Source organism: Nocardia sp. IFM 10818 (genome assembly GCF_054655275.1).
The window spans coordinates 7,827,522-7,845,336 of record NZ_BAAHJH010000001.1; the positions used below are offsets into that span (position 1 = coordinate 7,827,522).

Annotated in this window: 18 protein-coding genes; 8 read left to right on the plus strand and 10 right to left on the minus strand. The window is 68.2% G+C overall.

Annotated elements, in window-relative coordinates; translation table 11 throughout:
• Positions 1–66: 66 nt before the first annotated feature.
• Complete coding sequence (locus ACYQ5L_RS36235) at positions 67–1,065, plus strand: LmeA family phospholipid-binding protein (protein WP_459962721.1); 999 nt, start codon at positions 67–69, stop codon at positions 1,063–1,065.
• A 6-nt stretch (positions 1,066–1,071) separates the two neighbouring features.
• Here ACYQ5L_RS36235 and deoC read toward each other — a convergent pair whose 3' ends face one another.
• Positions 1,072–1,749, minus strand: a complete 678-nt coding sequence (deoC, locus tag ACYQ5L_RS36240; RefSeq protein ID WP_459962722.1) for a deoxyribose-phosphate aldolase — start codon at positions 1,747–1,749, stop codon at positions 1,072–1,074.
• Positions 1,750–1,802: 53 nt separating this feature from the next.
• On the opposite strand from deoC, the gene ACYQ5L_RS36245 reads away from it, so the two are divergent.
• A complete protein-coding gene (locus tag ACYQ5L_RS36245) occupies positions 1,803–2,357 on the plus strand; it encodes a GNAT family N-acetyltransferase (protein WP_459962723.1) in 555 nt (184 codons plus the stop codon).
• Between the two features lie 164 nt (positions 2,358–2,521).
• Entirely contained in the window at positions 2,522–3,412 is an 891-nt protein-coding gene (gene purU / locus ACYQ5L_RS36250) for a formyltetrahydrofolate deformylase (protein ID WP_459962724.1), read from the plus strand.
• A gap of 195 nt (positions 3,413–3,607) precedes the next feature.
• On the opposite strand, the gene ACYQ5L_RS36255 is transcribed toward purU, so the two are convergent.
• On the minus strand, positions 3,608–4,339 hold the full coding sequence (locus tag ACYQ5L_RS36255) for a GbsR/MarR family transcriptional regulator (protein WP_459962725.1): 732 nt from the start codon (positions 4,337–4,339) through the stop codon (positions 3,608–3,610).
• Positions 4,340–4,565: 226 nt separating this feature from the next.
• Between ACYQ5L_RS36255 and ACYQ5L_RS36260 the strand changes: the two genes are divergently transcribed.
• Positions 4,566–5,381 (plus strand): alpha/beta fold hydrolase, encoded by an 816-nt coding sequence (locus ACYQ5L_RS36260; protein ID WP_459962726.1) that lies wholly within the window; start codon positions 4,566–4,568, stop codon positions 5,379–5,381.
• Entirely contained in the window at positions 5,378–5,866 is a 489-nt protein-coding gene (locus ACYQ5L_RS36265; RefSeq protein ID WP_459962727.1) for a hypothetical protein, read from the plus strand. Before ACYQ5L_RS36260 ends, ACYQ5L_RS36265 begins: the two co-directional genes overlap by 4 nt.
• A gap of 13 nt (positions 5,867–5,879) precedes the next feature.
• On the opposite strand, the gene ACYQ5L_RS36270 is transcribed toward ACYQ5L_RS36265, so the two are convergent.
• The 7 genes from ACYQ5L_RS36270 to ACYQ5L_RS36300 form a co-directional block, all read right to left on the minus strand.
• The gene (locus ACYQ5L_RS36270) at positions 5,880–6,746 is read right to left on the minus strand and encodes an SDR family oxidoreductase (protein ID WP_459962728.1); all 867 of its coding nucleotides are present in this window, start codon (positions 6,744–6,746) and stop codon (positions 5,880–5,882) included.
• Positions 6,747–6,889: 143 nt separating this feature from the next.
• A complete protein-coding gene (locus ACYQ5L_RS36275; RefSeq protein WP_459962729.1) occupies positions 6,890–7,888 on the minus strand; it encodes an alpha/beta fold hydrolase in 999 nt (332 codons plus the stop codon).
• Positions 7,889–8,124: 236 nt separating this feature from the next.
• Positions 8,125–9,105 (minus strand): alpha/beta fold hydrolase, encoded by a 981-nt coding sequence (locus ACYQ5L_RS36280; protein WP_459962730.1) that lies wholly within the window; start codon positions 9,103–9,105, stop codon positions 8,125–8,127.
• 161 nt (positions 9,106–9,266) lie between these two features.
• A complete protein-coding gene (locus tag ACYQ5L_RS36285) occupies positions 9,267–9,563 on the minus strand; it encodes a DUF2516 family protein (RefSeq protein ID WP_379201087.1) in 297 nt (98 codons plus the stop codon).
• Between the two features lie 122 nt (positions 9,564–9,685).
• Positions 9,686–10,354, minus strand: a complete 669-nt coding sequence (locus ACYQ5L_RS36290; protein ID WP_459962731.1) for a heparin-binding hemagglutinin — start codon at positions 10,352–10,354, stop codon at positions 9,686–9,688.
• Entirely contained in the window at positions 10,351–10,902 is a 552-nt protein-coding gene (locus tag ACYQ5L_RS36295) for a helix-turn-helix domain-containing protein (protein WP_459962732.1), read from the minus strand. Before ACYQ5L_RS36295 ends, ACYQ5L_RS36290 begins: the two co-directional genes overlap by 4 nt.
• A gap of 124 nt (positions 10,903–11,026) precedes the next feature.
• On the minus strand, positions 11,027–12,373 hold the full coding sequence (locus ACYQ5L_RS36300) for a DUF445 domain-containing protein (protein ID WP_459962733.1): 1,347 nt from the start codon (positions 12,371–12,373) through the stop codon (positions 11,027–11,029).
• A gap of 189 nt (positions 12,374–12,562) precedes the next feature.
• On the opposite strand from ACYQ5L_RS36300, the gene ACYQ5L_RS36305 reads away from it, so the two are divergent.
• The 3 genes from ACYQ5L_RS36305 (at position 12,563) to ACYQ5L_RS36315 (ending at position 16,197) form a co-directional block, all read left to right on the plus strand.
• Positions 12,563–13,294, plus strand: a complete 732-nt coding sequence (locus ACYQ5L_RS36305) for a TetR/AcrR family transcriptional regulator (RefSeq protein ID WP_379200958.1) — start codon at positions 12,563–12,565, stop codon at positions 13,292–13,294.
• A 139-nt stretch (positions 13,295–13,433) separates the two neighbouring features.
• Positions 13,434–14,864: an ABC1 kinase family protein gene (locus tag ACYQ5L_RS36310; protein ID WP_459962734.1), complete on the plus strand. Its 1,431-nt coding sequence runs from the start codon at positions 13,434–13,436 to the stop codon at positions 14,862–14,864.
• Positions 14,865–14,955: 91 nt separating this feature from the next.
• Complete coding sequence (locus ACYQ5L_RS36315; RefSeq protein ID WP_459962735.1) at positions 14,956–16,197, plus strand: saccharopine dehydrogenase family protein; 1,242 nt, start codon at positions 14,956–14,958, stop codon at positions 16,195–16,197.
• A 13-nt stretch (positions 16,198–16,210) separates the two neighbouring features.
• Here ACYQ5L_RS36315 and ACYQ5L_RS36320 read toward each other — a convergent pair whose 3' ends face one another.
• Positions 16,211–17,692 carry an NHL repeat-containing protein gene (locus ACYQ5L_RS36320; protein ID WP_459962736.1) on the minus strand — a complete coding sequence of 494 codons (1,482 nt, stop codon included), beginning with the start codon at positions 17,690–17,692 and terminating at the stop codon, positions 16,211–16,213.
• Positions 17,693–17,815 lie beyond the last annotated feature (123 nt).

Below are 17,815 nucleotides of genomic sequence, written 5' to 3' on the forward strand. Positions count from 1 at the left end.
GGGACCCTAGCGACACCTCACCGGAAGCACAGAGCCCGCACAGAAACTTTCGGAAGAATCGGCCGCATGAGTTCGAACCCGACCTCGGACGACGCAGGCAAGAACAACTCGGGCGATCAGACCGAGCAGCTCGGCGCGCGGCCGCCGGTCAGCGATACGCGGGAAACCGACGTGCTGGGCCGGCACGACACCAAGGCGCTGCATCCGGGTGAGGCGGCGTACGCGGCGGAGGCCGGGGCGCTACCGAGCGATTCCTACGGCCCGGTCACCGGCGGCTACCAGCAGCCGCCGCTCACACCCCCGCCGCCGGCGAATCCGGCTGGTGGACAAGGAGGCCCCTCCGGTATGCGCCGCAAGCGGACCCTGCTCATCATCGGCCTGGTGGTGGCCCTGCTCGCCGTGGCCGGGCTGGCCGGCGGCGAGGCCTATGCCCGCCGCTCGGTGGAGAACTGCATCGCCTCGGGCTTCGAGGCGGAGATGGGCTCGCAGATCGATGTGTCCTTCGGCTGGAAGCCCTTGCTGATCACCATGTTCGACGGGAAGGTCGGCAAGGTGACGGTGGACAGCGACGACACCAAGTTCGGCCCCGCGGTCGGCATGGTCGTGCACGCCACCTTCCATGACATCGAGGTGAAAGACCAAGGGCGCCAAGGCGGCACCATCGGCAGCTCCTCGGCCGACGTGACCTGGAGCAACGACGGCATCACGAAGACTCTCGGCGGGCTGGTGTCCGACACCACCTCCGACCCCGCGGCCGGGACGCTGAAGTTCGCGGTGCTGGGCGGTCTCGCCGAGCTGCAGGTGCAGCCGAAGGTGGTCGGGGACAAGGTCGAGGTGGAGACCATGTCCGCCAGCCTGCTCGGCTTCGGGCTGCCCACGGATCTGGTCTCGGGCATCGTGGATCTGCTCTCGCAGAGCCTGCAGAGCTACCCGTTCGATATGAAGCCGACCAGTGTGAAGGTCACCCAGAACGGCCTGGCGGTCACCCTGGACGGCGGGCGCAGTGAACTGCCCGCCCCGGACAGCAGCCGGACCTCGCAGCGGAGCGCCGACTACCGCTGCTGAGCGCGTTCAGGCCGGAAACCCTTCCAGCACTTCACGAGAGCGCGACAGTCCCAACCGCGTGGCGCCGGCGGCAATGAGTTCGGCCGCCGCGTCCGCGGTGCGGATGCCGCCGCTGGCCTTCACCCCGAGACGGCCGCCGACCGTCTCCGCCATCAACCGCACCGCGTGCGCGCTGGCGCCGCCGGCGGGATGGAATCCGGTGGAGGTCTTCACGAAATCGGCCCCGGCCTGTTCGGCCGCCCGGCACACCTCGACGATCTGCTCATCGGTCAGCGCTGCCGATTCGATGATCACCTTCAGCAGGGCGCGATCGCCGATGGCCTCGCGCACCGCGACGATATCGGCGAGTACGGCGTTGTAGTCGCCGGCGCGGGCCGCGCCCACGTCGATGACCATATCCACTTCTGCCGCACCCTGATCCACCGCGAGCCGCGCCTCGGCGCCCTTCACCAGCGAATGATGTTTGCCGGAGGGGAATCCCGCGACGGTGGCCAGCACCAGACCGGGTGCGCGCACCGGCAGCATGGACGGTGAGACGCAGATTGCCAACACGCCTAGCTCGCGGGCCTCCTTGATCAGCGCGTCGACATCCGAAGCGGTCGCTTCGGGGGCGAGCAGGGTGTGATCGATCATCGCGGCCACGTCCGCACGGGAAATCCGGTCCATGAGCACCGAGTTTGGCATATCGGTAGCGAATTTCGTTGCGGGCCGCCGCCGCCGTCGCGCACACTCGTAGGGTGCTGATCCGTCGTGAACGACCCGGCGATGCCGCCGCGATCGACGCGGTGCACCGCAGCGCATTCGCCGCCCACTACGCACCCGCCAACGGCGACCGGCCCGAGACCGCCGCCCGCCTGCCCGTGGACCCGCCCGAAGTGGCCCTGGTCCGGCAGCTCCGCGACAACTCCGCCTGGATGCCCACCCTGTCCATGGTGGCCGTCCAGCACGACGACGTCGTCGGCCACGTCTGTCTCACCCGCGCCGGAATCGGGCCGTTTCCGGTGCTGGCGCTCGGGCCCATCGGAGTCCGCACCGACCATCAGGGCGGCGGGGTCGGCTCCTCGCTCATGCATGCCGTCCTCGGCGCGGCCGACGCCCTCGACGAGCCGTTGATCGGGTTGCTCGGCAGCCTCGACTACTACCCCCGCTTCGGCTTCGTGCCGGGCGTGCGGCTGGGGATCGTCCCGGACCAGGCCGACTGGACCTCGCACTTCCAGGTGCGGCCATTGAGCGCCTACGAAGCCGAGATCACCGGCGAGTTCCGCTACGCGGACCCTTTCTACGAGCTGTGAGGGCCGGATGAGTCCCAAGGTGACGACTGATTTCGTACGAGCCGGGTAACTCGTCGGGTACGACCAAAATCGTCTGCGTGTTCGACCGCACCACGCGTGCGTGATCGGCGACGGCACCCGAGCCGGGCGCTGAAGTCCCGGAGAGGCGGAATAGGCTTGCCGGTATGAGTTCCGCCCCCGGCAACCCTGATGATCGTCGTTATGTGCTGACCCTGGGCTGCCCGGACCGTCCGGGCATCATCGCCCGCATCACGTCCTTCATCGCCGATTTCGGCGGCTCGATCGTCGAGGCCGGATACCACTCCGACCTGGAGACCGGGTGGTTCTTCACTCGTCAGGCCGTCAAGGCCGCCACCGTCCCGTTCCCGCTCGAGGAACTGCGCGACCGCTTCCTCGCCGTCGCCGCCGAGCTGGGCCCGGAGACCGAGTGGCAGGTGCACGACTCCGGCGAGAAGCGCCGCGCCGTGCTGCTGGTCAGCAAGGACGGCCACTGCCTGCACGATCTCCTCGGCCGGGCGTCGAGCGGCGAACTGCCCGCGACCATCGAAGCCGTCATCGGCAACCATCCGGACCTGGCCCCCATGGCCGAGGCGCACGGCGTGAAATTCCACTACGTGCCCTTCCCCAAGGATCCCGCCGAACGCGGCCCGGCCTTCGAACAGGTCCGCGCCCTGGTCGACGCCCATGACCCCCACGCTGTCGTCCTGGCCCGCTTCATGCAGGTCCTCCCCGAGAGCCTCTGCGAGCACTGGACCGGCCGCGCCATCAATATCCACCACAGCTTCCTGCCGTCCTTCGTCGGCGCCCGCCCCTACCACCAGGCCTTCGCCCGCGGCGTGAAACTGATCGGCGCCACCTGCCACTACGTGACCGCCGAACTGGACGCCGGCCCCATCATCGAGCAGGACGTCTCCCGCATCGACCACGCCGACACCGTCCACGACATGGTCCGCCAGGGCCGCGATATCGAACGCGTGGTCCTCGCCCGCGGCCTGCGCTGGCACCTGGAAGGCCGCGTCCTCGTCCACGGCCGCCGCACCGTCGTCTTCAACTGACCCTCATCGCTCGTGCGCCGGTCATGATCCGGTCAGCAGGCGATCACTTTCGGCTCCGGACGCGGTTTTCCGGCGCGCTCGCACGCCCATCGGTCAGCGCGGCGGGCGCCCTCGGCGCGGACACGCCGGCCCGGCCGCGTGACATCGAACGCGACCGCGACCCGAAAGGCGTTTTCCGCAGCAACTTCCCGGTCCTCACCTGAGGGAATCACCGGCGGCGCGGTCGGCTTGGATCCGCTCCCACTGGTCCAGAGCCCTGCCGAGGTGCTCGCTGACGAGTGCCACGAATTCGGCGGTGGCGGCGAAGCGGGCGCCGGCGGGGGTTGCGGGGCCGAGGATTTCGGCGCCGCGCTGAGACGCGGCGGCGAGGATGTCGTTCATCTGGCGGGCCGCGACGGTGGAGCGGAACCAGATCCGGTCGTCGATGACGTAGCGTTCGCGGCGTTCGCCGGGCGGGCGTTCGCGCGTGATCATGCCCTGCTGTTCGAGGTAGGTGACGGCGTGTGAGACCGAGGCGGGGCTGATGCGCAGGCGCTCGACCAGGTCGGCGGCGGTGAGGGCGCCGGAGTCGGTGACGAGCAGACAGGCCATCACCCTGGCCATCATCTGCGGCAGGCCCGATCCGATGAGGAGTTCGATGTAGGAGTCGGTGAAGTCCTGGACCGCGCCCGGATCGCGGCCGTGGCCGGGCTCGGGGATCGGCCGGGGCGCGGGGCGGGCCTGTTTGCGCCGGCGCGCGCGTTCCTTCGTGGCCTCGTCCGCGCGGTCGGCCCGGTAGCCGCCGAGGCCGCCGTTGCGGGTGACCTCTCGCATGATGGTCGACGCCGGGCGGCCCAGGCGCTGACCGATTTCCGTATATCCGAGCCCCTCGGCCAGTCCCGCAGCGATCTGCTGCCGGTCCTCGCCGGTCAGCCTGCCTCCAGGCATCGGCATCCACCTCCTCGTTCGCGAGCACCAGTATGCGACCGAATGAACCTCATTGCAAAATTTGGCACGGTTCAGTTCTTGCATTCACTTCCATAATCATTGCAAAATCATCAGACTCCGTCGTAGATGGCAGATTTTTCTTGAGAAATGTGTTGACGGATCTGTAAACGCAATCTAGTCTTTGGTCATTGCTTCAGAGAGAAGCGAACGAAACTTGGAGGACACCATGACCCGCTCGACCACCACCACCGCGACCGCCGCCCCCTGGACCGGCATGGTGGCGACCGAGGACACCGCGCTGGCGGTGACCGACACCCGCGGTCCCGGCATCGCGGTCGTCTACCTGAACGGCTGCTACGCCGACCAGAAGCACTGGCAGAAGACGATCACCGAACTCGGCCCGGATTTCCGGCACATCACCTTCGACGCCCGGGCCCGCGGCAAGTCGAAGACCTCGTCCGACTACTCCTTCGCCGCATGCCTGCGGGATATCGACGCGGTGCTCGATGCCACCGGCGTCGAGCGGGCGATCCTGGTGGGCTGGTCCTACGGCGCCTCGCTGGCCGTGCACTACGCCGAGCAGAACCCCGGCCGCGTCCTGGGCGTGGTGTCGGCCGACGGCGCCATGCCCTACGGCCTGGACGGCGAAGAGGGCCGCGAGCAGATCCGGAAGATCTTCCGCCGCATGCGTTACCTGCTGCCGCTGGCCCGTCCGCTGGGCATGGCCGCCCGCATGAGCGCCGACGAGCACGCCGAGATCAATATCGAGATCAATGCGATCTCCGCTACCACCATGGCCGGGGTGCTCGAAAACGTCACGCGCCCCGTGCGTTACGTGCTGGCCACCGGCTCCAACCTCGGCGGCAGCGAGGAGGATATGGCCGCCGCCCGCGCCTCACTCGATCCGATCCTGGCCGCCAACCCCAACATCACCATCAGCACCCAGGTCCCGAGCAACCACTCGCAGATCCTGCGCAAGGACTTCCGCGCCATCGCCGACGCCGTCCGCGCCACCGCCCGCCAGGAACCGGCCGGCCGATGACCGCCCGCCCGTCCGCGGCCCTCCGCCCGTTCACCACCCTCCGCCCGTTCACGGCCCTGCGCCTGCCAAAGCTGAAGGAGCACACCATCATGTCCCTCACCCTCACCGACCAGGACAAGTCCACCCTGCGCACCGCGGCCTTCGGCGCCGTGTCGCTCATGGCCGCCGCCGGCGGCTCGCCCCACCGGGCCGCCGTCACCGGTTCCACCGCCCTGTACTCCGCGACCGGCCCGATCGGCCATGTGCTGGCGGCGAGATCGAAGGACATCGACCTGCGGGGCAAGACCGTCGCCGAACTGGCCGACCAGGTGCTGCCTGCCCTCACCGCGGCCATGGGCCTGCTCGGGCAGCAGGATCCGGCCGAGGCGAGCAACTTCCGCGACACGGTGCTGGTCGCCGTTCAGGCGACCGCCGACGGCGGCGCGCCCGGCCCCACGGCAACCGAGATGGCCCGCAAGATCACCGCCGCCCTCGACGCCGCGTGAAGAGATGGCGCCGTCATGCCTGAAAGTCGGCCACGATCTTCTCGACCCGGTCGGCGGCGTACCGGGCCCAGCTCGGGTGAGTGGTGACGTAGAGACGATCGGATTCGATGGCCGCCAGGATGATTTCGGCGGCTTCGGCGGCGGGCATGATGTCATCGGACAAGTGGTCGGCGAACGAGCCGAGGGCGCGGGCGAGGCGTTCCCACTGGTCGGGGGTGAGCCGGGCGTACCAGCCTTCGGCGGGTTGGGGCGGGACGGAATCGCCGTCGCCCAGCAGGGATTGGATACCCTCGGTGGCGCCGCGCAGCAGCTGGGTGTCGACCGGGCCCGGGCAGACCACTGTGACGCCGATGCCGGGCGCCAGCATGGCCAGTTCGCCCTGCAGGGCCTCGCTGAGCGAGACGACCGCGTGCTTGCTGGCGGTGTAGGGAGCATTGAGCGGACCGATGGTGACGCCCGCCAGCGAGGCGGTGTTGACGATGTGCCCCCGCCCGGCCGCGATCAGATGCGGAACGAAGGCGCGCATGCCATTGACGACGCCCTGCACATTGACCGACCAGAGTCGTTGCCAGTCCTCGGGTTCCACCAGCCAAATGGGCCCGCCCACGCCCATTCCGGCATTGTTGAAGACCAGGTCGACCCGGCCGAAGCGCTCCAGGGTGGTGTCGGCCAGCTGCTGGACCTGCGCCGGATCGGCGACATCGGTGGTCACCGCCAGGGCATCGGAGCCGATCTCGCCGGCGGTCTTCGCGACCGCGGCGCTGTCGATATCGGCGAGCACGACGTGAATCTCGCGGGCGTGCAAGGCTTCCGCGACCGCGCGGCCGATGCCGTTGGCGCCACCGGTCACCACCGCGACCTGTCCGGCTTGCAGTTTCATCTCGACTCCCTCGATCGACCATCGGCGGAACTTCTCGAATCACACGACGTGGGCGCGATCCCCCGATATCCACTCTGCCGCAACGGAACCAACCCCGCCCGTGCATTGCACGAGCGGGGCGAGTATCGAATGTCGTTGCGGCGTCAGCCCGCGACGGCGATGGAGCCGCGGCGCGCCTTGGCCATCAGGCGATGCACCTCGGTGTTGAAGGCTTCCTCGGCCTCGATGTTCACCAGGTGACCGGTGGGGAGGATGAGGTACCGGTCCAGGTAGCCGGAATCGGCCAGGGTGTCGGCGATTTCGCGGGAGTGCAGCTCGGGGAGCAGGCGGTCGTGGGCGCCGGCTATGACGCTGGTGGGGACCGTCAGGTTGGCGGCGGCGCCGTGCATGTCCAGGCGGAGCAGGCCGCGCGCCACCGCGGCGCGCGCCGAGGGACGGCAGGAGCGAACGATGGCGGTGCCGAAGGCGACCTGATCGGCCGTCGCGGCCGGATTGCACAGGCGCGACTTGGCGACCAGGTGCACGGCCCGGCCGCCGGGCAGCGGCAGCGGGGTGCCGAACATGACCTTGGCCAGCCATTCGGGGGCCGGGATCACATCGTTGAACAGCGGCAGCACGGTGGCGCGCTGCGGGATCTGCCGGGCGGCGGTGGTGGCCAGCACGACGGCCGAAGCACGCGCGGTGACCTGCTCCGGATAGCGCCGCGCCCACGCCTGAATGGTCATGCCGCCCATGGAGTGCCCGACCAGCGTCGCGCGCTGGCCGGGACGCAGCACCGCGTCGAGCACGTCGGAGAGATCGTCGGCGAGCTGATCGGCCTCGAAAAGCCGGGAACCCATGGTGGATTCGCCGTGGCCGCGCTGATCGTAGGCGACCACGCGATAGTCGCCGGCGAAGGCGTTGATCTGCGGGTTCCAGTATTCGATGGCGCAGGACCAGCCGTGGATGAAGACGATGACCTCGCCGTCGGCGGGGCCGTAGGTCTGCACGCGCAGGGTCGCGCCGTCGGCGGTGGTGACGGGGATGACCTCGGCGGGCGCCAGGGTGTTCAGCGACTCGGTCGCGTAGGTGCGGGACCGCAATGCGGTACGGAAGGGGGCGGTCACCATATCCGCGCCCGCCTCGGGCAGCTTCACCAGCATGAGCACTCCTTTGTGTTCCAGGCCACACTACCGCGTTAGCAGCAGCGCTTGCTAGAGCAAGCGGCAAAAATCTCTCGACCCTGCCGCATGCGGCCCGCCTTCCTTGGTTACCCGTTCGCCCGCAACGGCATTCGCTTCCCGAGGCGGAGAAGACGGGAATCGCTGTTATCTACAACACAGTGTGCGGCCCCGGTATGCCCGCGATAAGGGCCCCTGGGGTGAGGAAAAGGCCCCCTTCACGCACCGACGGCCGTCGCCGGAATCCCGAACGCGGACTTGGCGACTCGCGCCAGCTCACCGTTGAACTCCCGGTATGCCTCGACATTCCCGAGGTGGCCGGTGGGCAGAATCAGATAACCGTCGAGACTGCCCGCCTCCCTGAGCATGTCGGCGATCCGATCGGTGTGCACCACGGGCGTCATATCGTCCGCGGACCCGGCGACCAGGCTCGTCGGCACGGTCAGATTGACCGCGCCCCGGCCCACATCCAGATACGACAGCAGCGTGCCGAACTTGCCGCGCACCTCCGCCGGGCAGGACCGCACGATATTCATGCCGAAATCGGCGATATCGCCGACCGAATCCAGGCTCATGATCTGCCGCCGGAACAGCCATCGCACCGGCGCGATGGGCGGGAACACCAGGCGCGCGCTCAGACCGAGCAGCCCGACCACGAACGGCAGGCGCAGCAGCCCGCGATTGAGCAACGGCACCACGGTGGTCTCGGCAATGAGATCCCCGGCGGCCGTATTCGTCATGAGCACCGCGAGCGCACGCTGCTCGACCTGGTCGGGATACCGCCCCGCCCAGGCCTGAATGGTCATGCCGCCCAGGCTGTGTCCCACCAGCACGGCCCGCTGCCCCGGCTTCAGCGCCGCGGCCAGCACGGCCGAGAGATCGTCGGCGAGCTGATCGGTGCTGAGCGGGGCGGCGCCCAACTCGCTCTCGCCGTGGCCGCGCACGTCGTAGGCGACCACGCGGTACTCGCCGGCGAAGGCGTTGATCTGCGGATTCCAGTATTCGAGGCAGCAGGTCCAGCCGTGCACCAGCACGATGACATCGCCGTCGGCGGGACCGTAGGAATGCACCCGCAGCCGGGCGCCATCGGTCGCGGTCACCGGGACGACCTCGTACGGCCCGGCGGGCGGATTCAGATCCGCATTGCCGTAGGTCCGGGTGCGCAGGTTCGCCCGGTGCGATCGCAGCATTGCCCGCATAGGACACTCCTTTGTGTTACTGGTCGATACAGTAACCCACCGGCGGGTGCGCTAGCTAGAGCTAGCACTCAGGGAGTGTGGGGGCTCGGCCCCCGCACCCCCTCCGAACAGCAAAAAGGCCGCCGCCCCGATACCGGGTGCGGCGGCCTCAGGAGTAGGCGCTACCAGCGCGGACCGCGCTGGATCTCGTCCACCTTGGGCCGCACATCGGCCAGGTAGACGCCGGTCGCGACAATGGCCGCGATGCCCAGCAGCCCCACCGGGGTCCGGGCCAGCAGCAGACCGCCCAGCGCGGCCGCCAGAATGGCGATCCAGATCGGCTTGCTCAGCTTGTCGACGGCGGTGAAGGCGTCCGGACGCTGCCGGATGGCATGAATCAGCGCGAACACCGTCATGGCGATCGCGCCGAGCTGAATCACGGTCAGAATGATTCCGGGAATTCCCATCACCCGATCCATCATATGCGGGCGGCGCGCCGGTCACCCGCTGAAAACGCGAGCGGCGCGCGCCGCCGCACACGACCGCGGCCCTCGCACACGGAATGTGCGAGGGCCGCAGCTATTTTCGCGCCCGAGCGGAATTACTTCTTGGCGGCGGGCGCGGCCTTCTTGGCCGGGGCCTTCTTGGCGGGCGCCTTCTTGGCCGGGGCGGCCTTCTTGGCGGCCGGGGCCGGCGCGGGCTCGGACTCGGTGGTCACGCCGACGACCTCGGCGTCCACGGCCTCCTCCTCGGCCTCTTCCTTGGCCTGGCGGCCCAGCAGCGGGGCGACCTGGTCGGAGACCTTCTCCACGACGTCCTGGGTCTGCGCGACCAGGTCCTTGTAGAGGGACTCGACCTGCTCGAAGCGCTCCTCGAAGGTCGGGTTGGCGCGCAGCTTCTCCACGGTCTCCTCACCGCGGGCGGCGAGATCGGCGTAGAGGTCGAGCAGCGAGTGGTAGTACTGGTCGACCAGCCGGCGCAGCTCCTCGGGGGTGGCCTTCTCGCGCAGCTCGGCCAGGTCCTCGGGCAGTTCGGACGGCAGCGCGGCGACGCGCTGGCGAATGACCTCGACCTGCTCCTGGACATCGGCCGGCAGGTTGGCGAAGCGCTCGCGGGCCTCTTCGACGCGGCCGCTGACATCGGCGGACTGGGCGCGGGTGCGCAGCTTCTCGACAATGTCGAGGAAGGAGGCGTAGATGGCGTCACCGGCGCCGATGCCGGCGTAGAGCGGCTTGGTCACGGTGGCGGTGCTGATCCTGGGTTCGGTCATGATTCGTTCTCCTGGCGTGGCGGAACTTCGGTGCGGTGCGGAACCTCGTTGTCCCTGAGGGCGTCACGGCCCTCTTTTCCCCCTGGGACGCCCCCCTTCGGGTCCGTCGCGTCCCCTCGGTCCTCGTTCGCCTGGTTTTCCCGGCGGAACGATTCGTAGATATCCAGGAGCACCTGTTTCTGGCGTTCGGTCAGATGCGTATCGGCCAGCAGTGCGTCCCGGACCGGGCCGTGCGGCCTCTGTTCGAGGTACCCGGCCCGCATGTACAAGACCTCCGAGGACACCCGCAGACCCTTCGCGATCTGCGCGAGCACCTCGGCGGACGGGTTTCGCAGTCCGCGCTCGATCTGACTCAGGTACGGATTGCTCACCCCCGCCAGCTGTGCGAGCTGACGCAAGGAGACCTGGGCGGCCTCGCGTTGCGCCCGGATGAAGCCCCCGATGTCGTGTGCCGCGCTGGCGACGCGGCCCGTCAGGTCTTCGGCGTCGGCGGACGTCTCCGCCTTATCGCCGTCGGCCGGTTCGGGAACCTCGGGATCGTGTTTCATCACTCACCTTCCGGCGGTTGTACGGTCAATTCTAGAACGGGGTGCTAGCTCTTGCAAGCAGTCTGCTAGCACTTGATGGGCAAACGCCCGGCGGCCACGTCGGAGGCCATTTCTGGACAAACGATCAGCCATTGAAGAGCACGTGGGAAACCGTATAAATGGCCAGGCCCGCAAGCGAACCGACCACCGTGCCGTTGATGCGAATGAATTGCAGATCCTTGCCCGCCGCCAATTCGATCTTGCGACTGGCCTCCTCGCCATCCCAGCGAGCAACCGTATCGCTGACCAGCGTCGCGAACTCGTCGCCGTAGTTGGCGACCAGATACCGGACGCCGCGCTCCAGCCACCCGTCCACCTTGTCGCGCATCTCCGGATCTGTCGAGAGCCGCTCGCCGAGGGTCTGCACGTTCTCCTGCACCTTGCGGCGCAGCGTGGAATGGGGGTCCTCGGCCGATTCCAGGATCATCCGCTTGGCCGCGCGCCAGGTCGCGTGCGCCAGGCCGGTGATCTCCTCGCGGCCCATCAGCTCGGATTTGATCCGTTCCGCCTTCTTGATCATGGCGTCGTCGAATTGCAGATCGTGCGCGAAATCCTCGAGGAAGCGATTGGCCGCCAGCCGCACCTCGTGATCGGGCTGGGTGCGCACCTTCCAGGTGAATTCCACCAGCTCCCGGTAAATCCGCTCGGCCAGCAGCGAGTTCACGAATTTCGGCGCCCAGCCCGGCGCGTCGCGATTCACGATGCGGTCGATGGTCTCCTGCGAATCGAGAGCCCACTGGTGGGCGCGCTCGGCCAGCAGATCCAGCAGCGGGGCCTGCCGGTTCTCGGAGATGAGCTCGTCGAGCACCTTGCCGATGGGCGGGCCCCACAGCGGTTCGGCAATGCGTTTGACGATGGTCTGGTCGATGATCTGCTCGACGTCCTCGTCGCGCAGCACGCCGACCACCGCACGCAGAATGGTGGCGCTCTCGTCGGAGACCCGCGCGGCATGCTCGGGATCGGCCATCCAGCGGCCCAGCCGCAGCGAGATCTGCGCGGAATTCACCTTCTCCGCGACGGCGTCGGGAGACAGGAAATTGGTGCGGACGAAATCACCGAGGCCCGCACCGAGCTGATCCTTCTTCTTCCGGATGATGGCGGTGTGCGGGATGGGCAGGCCCAGCGGATGCCGGAACAGCGCCGTCACGGCGAACCAGTCGGCCAGCGCGCCGACCATGCCCGCCTCCGACGCGGCCCGCACATAACCCACCCACTCCCCGCCCGCGCCGCGTGATTCGGTCCAGCGGCAGAACAGGTAGATCACCGTCGCCACCAGGAGGAATCCAGTGGCGATGGCCTTCATACGCCAGAGTTCGCGCTTCTTGCCCTCCTCGTCCATGAGGTCGGCGAATGCTCCGCCCGGCGGGGCGGTCGGCTTCGGCGCTCGCCCGCTCTTCTCGAGTACCCCGGCGCTGCCGGCAGGTTGCTCCATATGTTCCATTCTGCTGCTTGCTGTGACCTACTCCCTCGTACCGGGCCGGTCCCGAACAACGGCGTACCCGAGCATGCGAGGCTTAAGCTGAATAGGCCCAGCACAACACGCGAACAAGGAGCCCACGCTGTCTACCCACACAGTCGTCGACGCCGATAGCCGCGCGGGGTTCGCAGGAGGTACGGAAGCGTGAGCACCAAGGGCACCGTGAGCGCCGCCCTCGACGCCGCCGGCAGCACCCGCACGGCGGGCCGGGTGGACGGCCGGAAGCGGCGCTGGCAGCAACACAAGATCGACCGTCGCGAGGAACTGGTGGACGGCACCCTCGCCGCCATCCGCAAGCGCGGCGGGGATGTGGGCATGGACGAGATCGCCGCCGAGATCGGCGTCTCGAAAACCGTGCTGTACCGGTATTTCTCCGATAAGCAGGATCTGACCCGCGCCACCATGGAGCGGTTCATCGAGACCACGCTGATGCCGCGCATCTACGAGGCCATCAGCGATGATCTCGACGAATACCAGCTGGTGCGCAATACGCTCGCCGCGTACGTGCACACCGTGGACGCCGATACCGACGTCTACCGCTTCATCATGGGCAATGGCGCGTCCACCGACACCTCCACCCTCGCCGATTTCGAGAAGCTGTTCGCGCAGGTGGTGTCGGCCGTCATCATCGACAAGGCCTTCGACCGCAAGGTGCAGACCGAAGGCGCCATGCTGTGGGCCTACGTGCTGGTCGGCGGCGTGCAGCTGGCGACGGACTGGTGGATCACCAACCGCACCATGTCCAGCGAGGAAATGCTCGACTACCTGACCATGATGGCGTGGAGCGCCATCGAGGGCATGGTGCGCGCGGGCGGAGATCGCGTGTGGTTCAACTCCCGGCAGCACGTGCTGCCGGATCCGGAGAACGTGGACTGATCCGGACTCCGGAAAGCCTGGCCGTTTCGACGCTGGGCTCGATGATCGTCATGTGGTTAGGCTGAACCGAGGCGGGCACACCGGGGTGATCCGCCGCGCCGGCTCCGAAGGGGGCGCCGGCTCCTATGGAGGGTCACTGATGGCGAAAGAGCTGCCCACATCCAGGCTCGCGCGGGGGACGAAGCTGGGAATGGCCGTGGCCGGCAATGCCATACGCGCGCAGCGCACCCGGCGTTCCATGCGGGGACGGTCGGAGGCGGTGCGGGCGCGCATGGCCGAGGAATCCATGATCCGGGCGACCGAGCAGATGGTCATGGTGCTGGGCACCATGAAGGGCGTAGCCATGAAGCTCGGGCAGATGCTGTCGGTGCTGGATCTGGATCTGGTGCCGCCGCAGCATCGGGAGCGGTTCCAGCGGCGGCTGGCGGTGCTGCGCGACAGCGCGCCGTCGGTGTCGTTCGAGGTCATGCAGGCCGTGATCGAGGAGGATTACGGCAAGTCCATCAAGGAAGTCTTCGCGGAATTCGATCCGGAGCCCATTGCGGCCGCCTCCATCGGGCAGGTCTACAAGGCGAAGCTGCACGACGGCCGGGAGGTCGCGGTCAAGGTGCAGTACCCGGGCATCGACGCGGCCGTGCGCGCGGACCTGAAGAACCTGGCCATGTTCCGGCGGATCCTGCAGCAGGCCATGCCGTGGGTGACGCCCGCGGTGCTGGACGAGCTGCGGCTGAACCTGGAGAGCGAACTCGACTACGTCGCCGAGGCCACCACCCAGAAGCAGATCGCCGAACTGTTCACCGGGCATCCGTTCATCTTCGTGCCCAGCACCATGCCGGAGCTGTCCACCACCAGGGTGCTGGTGAGCGAATACTTCTCGGGCAAGGGTTTCGAGGAGATCCGGGAACTGCCCGCCGCGGAACGCAATCGGATCGGCGAGATCATCTACCGGTTCTATGTGGGTTCGCTGTTCACCTTCAATGAATTCTGCGGTGATCCGCACCCGGGCAATCTGCTGCTCGGGCCGGACGGGCGCGTGGCCTTCCTGGATTTCGGGCTCTACAACCGGATGGATCCCGAGCACGTGCAGTTCGAGGCCATCTGCATTCGCGCGGCCGCCGAGGAGCGGGCCGAAGATCTGCGCAATCTCATGGTCGAACGCGGGATCATCGAATCGCCGGAGGAGATCACGCCGGAGGAGTGCCTCGAATACGTGCTGGCGGCCTGCGAATGGGCGCTGGTGGACGAGGAGCTCACCATCACCCCCGAACTGGCCTCGGGCGCGTTCGTGCTGGCGGTGGACCCGCGCGCGAGCGAGTTCGCGGGCATGAAGCAGCAGAATCTGCCGCCGGAGCACCTGTTCTCACGCCGCGCCGACTTCCTCACCTTCGGCATGCTCGGCCAACTGGAGGCCACCGGCAATTGGCATCGCATTGCCCGCGAATGGCTCTACGGCGACGATCCGGTCACCGAACTCGGCCGCGCCCATCACGAATGGCTGGCCGGCCGCCCGGCTGCCACACCCACCACCGCGCCCGCCAAGAAGACCAAGAAGCGCGCCGCAAAGGCTTGACCCAACTCTCGGGACTCTCAGGGGCTTCGCCCCCGAACCTCCAGGGCGGCGCATCGGGATTACCCCGAACTCGAGAAACGGACGGAACATCATGGCAGAACGCGAATTCGACATCGTGCTATTCGGCGCGACCGGTTTCGTCGGCAAACTGACCGCGGAGTATCTGCGGGAGGCCGCCCCCGCCGGGGCGCGCATCGCCCTGGCCGGCCGGTCGCCGCAGAAACTCGCCGCCGTGCGCGCCGAACTCGGGCCGGCGGCCGCGGAATGGCAGCTGGTACAGGCCAATTCCACCGATCAGGCCAGCTTGGACGCGCTCGCGGCGCGCACCGAGGTCGTCGTCACCACCGTCGGCCCCTACCTGCGCTACGGTCTGCCGCTGGTGCAGGCCTGCGCCGAGAACGGCACCCACTACGCCGATCTGACCGGTGAGCCGCTGTTCATCCGCGAATGCATCGACCGCTTCGGCGACAAGGCCGCCGAGACCGGCGCGAAGATCGTGAATTCCTGCGGCTACGACTCGATTCCGTCGGATCTGAGCGTGTACCAGCTCTACAAGCGCAGTGTCGCGGACAATACCGGCGAGCTCACCGACACCACCCTGGTGGCCGCGCTCAAGGGCGGGGTCAGCGGCGGCACCGTCGATTCCGGTCGCGCCATGATGGAAGCCATTGCGGCCGACCCGAAGAAGGCCTCGATCATGTCGCATCCGTACTCGCTGAGCCCGGACAAGACCATGGATCCGGATGTGGGCCGCCAGACCGATCAGGCCCTGGAGCGCGCCGAGAACATCGATCCGAGCCTGCGCGGCTGGGTGGCGACCTTCGTCATGGCCGCGCACAACACCAAGATCGTGCGCCGCACCAATGGGCTGCTGGGCTGGCCGTACGGCAAGAACTTCCGCTACCGCGAGGTCATGTCGGCCGGATCCTCGCCCGCGGCCCCGCTGGTGGCGGCCGGTATCAGCGGCGGCATCGTGGCGACCATGGCGGCCGGCGCGGTCCTGTCGCGCGTGGGCTTCGGCCGCAAGCTGCTCGACCGCGTGGTCCCCAAGCCCGGCACCGGACCGGACGAAAAGGCCCGCCGCAGTGGCTGGTTCACCATGCGCACCTTCGCCCACACCACCTCGGGCGCGAAGTACCTGTGCACCTTCGCCGCTCAGGGCGATCCGGGCTATCAGGCCACCTCGGTCCTGCTCGGCCAGTCCGGGTTGGCGCTGGCCTTCGACAAGCTCCCCGAGATCGCGGGCATCCTCACCCCCGCCTCGGCCATGGGCGACGCGCTCACCGACCGGCTGCGCAAGGCGGGCATGACCATCGAGGTCACCACCATCTGAGCCGGGGTGTTCGCTACGACGGGCCGCCGTCGCGCACGGTGATCAAACCGCCGAGCGTCCCCAGATAGGCGGCTCCGTCGGGACCGAGGGCCAGGCCCGCGTAATTGTTGTTGAACAGCGGGCCCGATCCGGAATGCCGCTGCCACACCAGATTTCCGGTGTGGAAGTCCAGGGCGGTCCAGTACCACGGGTCGGTGATCTCCGCGCCCTTGGCGTAGGTGTAGATCAGGCCCGTGGCCAGGGACAGCTTGGGAACGACGCTGGGCGCGGCCACCGTGGTGCTGGTCCACACCAGACGGCAGCCGGCGCCGCCGGGCTCGATGTCCACGCGGGCGAATCCGGGCGTGGTGGTCCCGCCGCCCATGGTGGCTTCCGGGCCGGTGTAGCCGTAGTTGTTCTCGACGATCAGGGAATTGCCCGCGCCGATGAGCGAATTCTCGGTACTGCTCGCGCCTTTCGAGAAGACGGGGACCGAGCAGACCTCGCGCTGGGCGGCCGGGGCGGTGCGGTAGACGACCACGTTCATGGGGTCGGCATTGTCGGTGATGGCGACGTAGCCGCCGGGCAGCAGCGTGGGCGTGGTGCCGGTGCCGTCGTCCACCTGGCCGGGTTTGCGCTGCCCGCTGTTGGCGTAGGTGACGCGCCAGGTGATGTCCGGCGCGCCGTCGGGCCCGGCGTCGAAGCGCAGCAGTTCACGGTTGGTGGCGATGTAGACATCGCCCTCGGCGCCGACCGCGAAGGAGTTCTGGATCTGCCCGTCCGCGCCATTGCCGAGCCGGATGACCCGCACCGCACCGGTTTCCGGATCGATGGTGCCGACCACGCCATTGGTCTTGGCGACGAACCAGAGCAGGCCGTCGGCATCGGGCAGGACCGAGTTGAGGGTTTCGCCCTCGCGCAGCGCACCCGTCAGGTCGTAATCGCGTTCGAGGGTGAAGCCGTCCGCGGCCGGGTTCTCGGCGAGCACCAGCACATGGCCGTTGCTCGCGCCGACCACCGCGCGATCCCGGTTGTCGAGCGAGAAGTACGCGCCGCCCCCGAAATTCGTGAACGCGCCCGGCCGCAGGAATTCTCCGGCGCCGCGTCCCGGCAGCGGGTACTTGCCGAGCACCCGCAGCTGGGCCGGATCGATCAGATACAGACCGGGATTCAGTCCCGGGCAGGTGGCCACGATCCGGCCCGCACGATCGAAGGCGATGGAGCCGCATTCGCTGCCGAGCAGCAGGGAGTCCACCCGGGTGTCGATGCCGAGCGGCCCGGGCCGGGTGTAGGTGTCGGTCATCCAGCCGTCGTTGTGAATGCCCGCATTGCCATTGGCCGCCAATCCCGGGTGCTGCGGTACCGCGGGCACGTCGGGAATCGGTCGCGGCCGCGCGGGCTCCCCGAGGAATTCCGTCTCGGCGCCGGGGAGCGAGGGAATCGGCAGGGCGGTCGCGATACCGGCGCCGAACACGCTCGCCGTGATCAGCACGGCCGTCAGCAGCACGGATTTCATCTCCACCTCCGGCTATTCGCTTGCGGCGCAGCGCCGTCGATCTTCTAGGCAGCCGACCGACACGCATGATCGCATATCGCGGCACGGAAACATACCGTGCGCCACGTCACAGTAAGGGGCGTT

Coding starts and splice junctions, on each gene's coding strand:
- ACYQ5L_RS36235 (WP_459962721.1), top strand. CDS start 67: ATGAGTTCGAACCCGACCTCGGACGACGCAGGCAAGAACAACTCGGGC.
- deoC (WP_459962722.1), bottom strand. CDS start 1,749: ATGCCAAACTCGGTGCTCATGGACCGGATTTCCCGTGCGGACGTGGCC.
- purU (WP_459962724.1), top strand. CDS start 2,522: ATGAGTTCCGCCCCCGGCAACCCTGATGATCGTCGTTATGTGCTGACC.
- ACYQ5L_RS36255 (WP_459962725.1), bottom strand. CDS start 4,339: ATGCCTGGAGGCAGGCTGACCGGCGAGGACCGGCAGCAGATCGCTGCG.
- ACYQ5L_RS36260 (WP_459962726.1), top strand. CDS start 4,566: ATGACCCGCTCGACCACCACCACCGCGACCGCCGCCCCCTGGACCGGC.
- ACYQ5L_RS36265 (WP_459962727.1), top strand. CDS start 5,378: ATGACCGCCCGCCCGTCCGCGGCCCTCCGCCCGTTCACCACCCTCCGC.
- ACYQ5L_RS36270 (WP_459962728.1), bottom strand. CDS start 6,746: ATGAAACTGCAAGCCGGACAGGTCGCGGTGGTGACCGGTGGCGCCAAC.
- ACYQ5L_RS36275 (WP_459962729.1), bottom strand. CDS start 7,888: ATGCTGGTGAAGCTGCCCGAGGCGGGCGCGGATATGGTGACCGCCCCC.
- ACYQ5L_RS36280 (WP_459962730.1), bottom strand. CDS start 9,105: ATGCGGGCAATGCTGCGATCGCACCGGGCGAACCTGCGCACCCGGACC.
- ACYQ5L_RS36285 (WP_379201087.1), bottom strand. CDS start 9,563: ATGGATCGGGTGATGGGAATTCCCGGAATCATTCTGACCGTGATTCAG.
- ACYQ5L_RS36290 (WP_459962731.1), bottom strand. CDS start 10,354: ATGACCGAACCCAGGATCAGCACCGCCACCGTGACCAAGCCGCTCTAC.
- ACYQ5L_RS36295 (WP_459962732.1), bottom strand. CDS start 10,902: ATGAAACACGATCCCGAGGTTCCCGAACCGGCCGACGGCGATAAGGCG.
- ACYQ5L_RS36300 (WP_459962733.1), bottom strand. CDS start 12,373: ATGGAGCAACCTGCCGGCAGCGCCGGGGTACTCGAGAAGAGCGGGCGA.
- ACYQ5L_RS36310 (WP_459962734.1), top strand. CDS start 13,434: ATGGCGAAAGAGCTGCCCACATCCAGGCTCGCGCGGGGGACGAAGCTG.
- ACYQ5L_RS36315 (WP_459962735.1), top strand. CDS start 14,956: ATGGCAGAACGCGAATTCGACATCGTGCTATTCGGCGCGACCGGTTTC.
- ACYQ5L_RS36320 (WP_459962736.1), bottom strand. CDS start 17,692: ATGAAATCCGTGCTGCTGACGGCCGTGCTGATCACGGCGAGCGTGTTC.